The organism is Pseudoroseomonas cervicalis ATCC 49957 (assembly GCF_000164635.1).
In the GTDB taxonomy this organism is placed as follows: Bacteria; Pseudomonadota; Alphaproteobacteria; order Acetobacterales; family Acetobacteraceae; genus Pseudoroseomonas; species Pseudoroseomonas cervicalis.
Map to the genome: position 1 here is coordinate 683,157 of NZ_GG770778.1, position 3,463 is coordinate 686,619.

Consider the following 3,463-nt stretch of genomic DNA (forward strand, 5'->3'; position numbering starts at 1 on the left):
CGCAGCCACAGGCGCAGCCCGCTCGGCCGCTGCGGCGCGGCGTTGCGCGGGCGGGCGCCGTCGGAGGAAAGCCGGGTGCGGTCCGGCCGGGCGCTACGGGCCATGGCGGGCCTCGCGCACCATCCAGGCGCAGAGCTCGGCGAAGCTGATGCCGCAATGCGCCGCCTGCTCCGGCACCAGGCTGGTCGGCGTCAGCCCGGGCTGGGTGTTGACCTCGAGCAGCGCCAGCTTGCCGGTGGCGTCGTCATAGCGGAAATCGGAGCGGCTGACGCCGCGGCAGCCCAGCGCCTGGTGCGCGCGCAGCGCGGCGGCCTTGGCGGCCTCGGCCACATCGCCCGGGATCTCGGCCGGGATGGTGTGCCGGCTGCCGCCGGCGGCGTATTTGGCGTCGTAATCGTAGAAGACATGGCCGGTGCCGATCTCGGTCACCGCCAGCGGGCGGTCGCCCATCACGGCGACGGTCAGCTCGCGCCCGGCGATGTATTCCTCGGCCATGATCTGCGGGCCGAAGCGCCAGTTGCGGGCGATCTCGGCGCGGCGATTGTCGCCTTCCTTCAGGATCTCGACGCCGACCGAGGAGCCCTCGCTCACCGGCTTCACCACATAGGGGCGCTCCAGCGGGTCGGCCGCTTCCAGCTCGGCCGGCGTCACCACGCGGTGCTCGGCCAGCGGCAGGCCGTGGGCGGCGAACACCGCCTTGGCCGCCGCCTTGTCCATGGCGACCGAGGAGGCGCGCACGCCCGAATGCGTGTAGGGAATGCCGAGCCAGTCGAGCACGCCCTGCACGCAGCCATCCTCGCCGAAGCGGCCGTGCAGCGCGTTGAACACCGCATCCGGCTTCGCCGCCTGCAGCGCCGCCACCAGCGCCGCCAGGTCCGAGGTGACCTCGACCGGCGTCACCTGGAAGCCGGCCTGGCGCAGCGCCGTGACGACCTGGCCGCCGGTGGAGAGGGAGACTTCCCGCTCGGTCGAGATGCCACCGAAGAGGACCGCGACATGGATCATGCGGCGTGCTCCCCGATGCGCCTGATTTCCCATTCCAGCATCACCCCGCTCCGCGCCGCGACCCTGGCGCGAACGGCCTCGCCCAAGCTTTCCAGTTCGGAAGCCGTCGCAACGCCGAGGTTGAGCAGAAAGTTGCAATGTTTCTCCGAGACCTGCGCATCACCCTGGCGCAGCCCGCGGCAGCCGGCGGCGTCGATCAGCGCCCAGGCCTTGTGGCCGTCCGGATTCTTGAAGGTGGAGCCGCCGGTGCGGGCGCGCACGGGCTGGCTCTCCTCGCGCGCGGCGCGGATGGCGTTCATCTTCGCGGCGATCGCCGCCCCGTCGCCGGGGGCGGCGCGGAAGCGGGCGCGGACCACGATGCCGTCCGGCGGCAGGGCGGAATGCCGATAGGTGAAGCCGAGTTCTTCCGCGGTCAGCCGCAGCAGGCCGTCGGGTGTCGCGACCTCCGCCCAGTCGAGCACATCCTTCACCTCGGCCCCATAGGCGCCGGCATTCATGGCGACGGCGCCGCCGATGGCGCCCGGGATGCCGCAGAGGAATTCCAGCCCGCCGAGGCCGGCGGCGGCGGCGTGCTCGGCCACCGTCGCATCCAGCGCGGCGGCGCCGGCGACGATGCCATCGGGCTCCACCACGATGTCGGAGAAGCCGCGCGCCAGCTTGACGACGATGCCGCGCACCCCGCCATCGCGCACCAGCAGGTTGGAGGCGGCGCCGATCACGGTCAGCGGCAGCGTGCGCGGGCGGTCGCGCAGCAGGAGAAGAAGGTCATCCACATCGGCCGGGCGCACCAGCCATTCGGCCGGGCCGCCGGTGCGGAACCAGGTCAGCGGCGCCAGGGCCGCGCCCTGCTGCACCCGGCCGCGCAGCGGCGGCAGGCCGGCGGGCAGGGCGGCGGAATCCTGCAGCGGCATGGCGCGGCTCATCCCCGGCCCCCGGCGATGCGCGGCCCGCGCGGCTGCAGGGCGGAGAGCTTCTCCGGCAGCGCATGCGCCCAGGCGGTGATGTTGCCGGCGCCGAGGCAGACCACATAGTCGCCCGGCTTGGCGATGGCGTTGATCATCTCCGGCAGGCTGTCCGGCCCCGGCAGCGGCACCACGCTGCGATGGCCATGCGCGCGCAGCCCGTCGATCAGCGCGTCGCGGTCGGCGCCGGGGATGGGCTGCTCGCCGGCGGCATAGACATCGGCCACGATCACCGTGCCGGCGTCATTCATGCACTGGCAGAATTCCTCGAAGAGCTGCTTGAGGCGCGAATAGCGGTGCGGCTGCACCACGGCGATGACGTCGCGCGCCCCGGCCTGGCGGGCCGCCTTCAGCACGGCGGCGATCTCGACGGGATGGTGGCCGTAATCATCGATGATCTGCACGCCATTCACCTCGCCCACCCGGGTGAAGCGGCGCTTGACGCCCTTGAAGCCGAGCAGGGCGGAGCGGATCGTGCCCTCGTCGATGTCCATCTCGATGCCGACGGCGATGGCGGCCAGCGCGTTCTGCACATTGTGCTGGCCGAGCATCGGCAGGCGCATCGGCTTCAGGCTGCGGCTGCGCCCCGTGAGGCGGTCCTGCACCGTCACCTCGAAGGTGGCGCCCATGCGGTCGGTGATCAGCCGCTCCGCTCGCACATCGGCCTGGGGCGAGAAGCCATAGGTGATCAGCCGCCGGTCGAGATGCGGGATCATCGCCTGGACGTTGGGATGGTCGGCGCAGAGCACCGCGAAGCCATAGAACGGAATATTGCCGACGAACTGGGCGTAGCCCTGCTTCATCGCCTCCTCGGTCCCCCAATGGTCGAGGTGCTCGGCATCCATGTTGGTGACGACCGCCGCCACGGCGGGCAGACGGAGAAAGGAACCGTCGCTCTCATCCGCCTCGACCACCATCCAGTCGCCCTCGCCCAGGCGGGTGTTGGTGCCATAGGCGTTGATGATGCCGCCATTGATCACGGTGGGGTCGAGCTTGGCGGCCTCCAGCACGGTGGCCACCAGCGAGGTCGTGGTGGTCTTGCCATGCGTGCCGCCGATGGCGATGCCCCATTTCAGCCGCATCAACTCGGCCAGCATCTCGGCCCGGCGCACCACGGGGATCAGCCGCTGGCGCGCGGCGACGACCTCCGGGTTGTCGCGCTTCACGGCGGTCGAGGTGACGACGACCTGCGCCGCGCCCAGATTGCCGGCATCGTGCCCGACCGTCACCGGGATGCCGGCGGCGCGCAGCCGCTCGACATTGTAGCCCTCGGCGATGTCGCTGCCCTGCACCTGGTAGCCGAGATTGTGCAGCACCTCGGCGATGCCCGACATGCCGATGCCGCCAATGCCGACGAAGTGGATGGGACCGATATTCAGCGGCAGGGCGCGCATCACGAGACTTCCTGAGGACGGCGCGCTTCGGCGCGGGAGAGAACGAGGTCGGCCAGCCGCGCGGCGGCGTCCGGCGCGGCGAGGCGGGCCGCGGCCGCGGCG

At 71.7% G+C, this 3,463-nt stretch carries 3 protein-coding genes; all 3 read right to left on the minus strand.

Features of this window, described 5'->3' with window-relative positions; all coding sequences use genetic code 11:
- Nucleotides 1-93 precede the first annotated feature (93 nt).
- The 3 genes from HMPREF0731_RS10230 to murC are packed head-to-tail and all read right to left on the minus strand — an operon-like array spanning nucleotide 94 to nucleotide 3,361.
- Nucleotides 94-1,005 (minus strand): D-alanine--D-alanine ligase, encoded by a 912-nt coding sequence (locus tag HMPREF0731_RS10230; protein WP_007004032.1) that lies wholly within the window; start codon nucleotides 1,003-1,005, stop codon nucleotides 94-96.
- A complete protein-coding gene (gene murB / locus HMPREF0731_RS10235) occupies nucleotides 1,002-1,916 on the minus strand; it encodes a UDP-N-acetylmuramate dehydrogenase (protein ID WP_051014729.1) in 915 nt (304 codons plus the stop codon). Before murB ends, HMPREF0731_RS10230 begins: the two co-directional genes overlap by 4 nt.
- 8 nt (nucleotides 1,917-1,924) lie before the next feature.
- Nucleotides 1,925-3,361 (minus strand): UDP-N-acetylmuramate--L-alanine ligase, encoded by a 1,437-nt coding sequence (murC, locus tag HMPREF0731_RS10240; protein WP_007004034.1) that lies wholly within the window; start codon nucleotides 3,359-3,361, stop codon nucleotides 1,925-1,927.
- Between the last annotated feature and the right edge of the window lie 102 nt (nucleotides 3,362-3,463).

Coding starts and splice junctions, on each gene's coding strand:
- HMPREF0731_RS10230 (WP_007004032.1), bottom strand. CDS start 1,005: ATGATCCATGTCGCGGTCCTCTTCGGTGGCATCTCGACCGAGCGGGAA.
- murB (WP_051014729.1), bottom strand. CDS start 1,916: ATGCCGCTGCAGGATTCCGCCGCCCTGCCCGCCGGCCTGCCGCCGCTG.
- murC (WP_007004034.1), bottom strand. CDS start 3,361: ATGCGCGCCCTGCCGCTGAATATCGGTCCCATCCACTTCGTCGGCATT.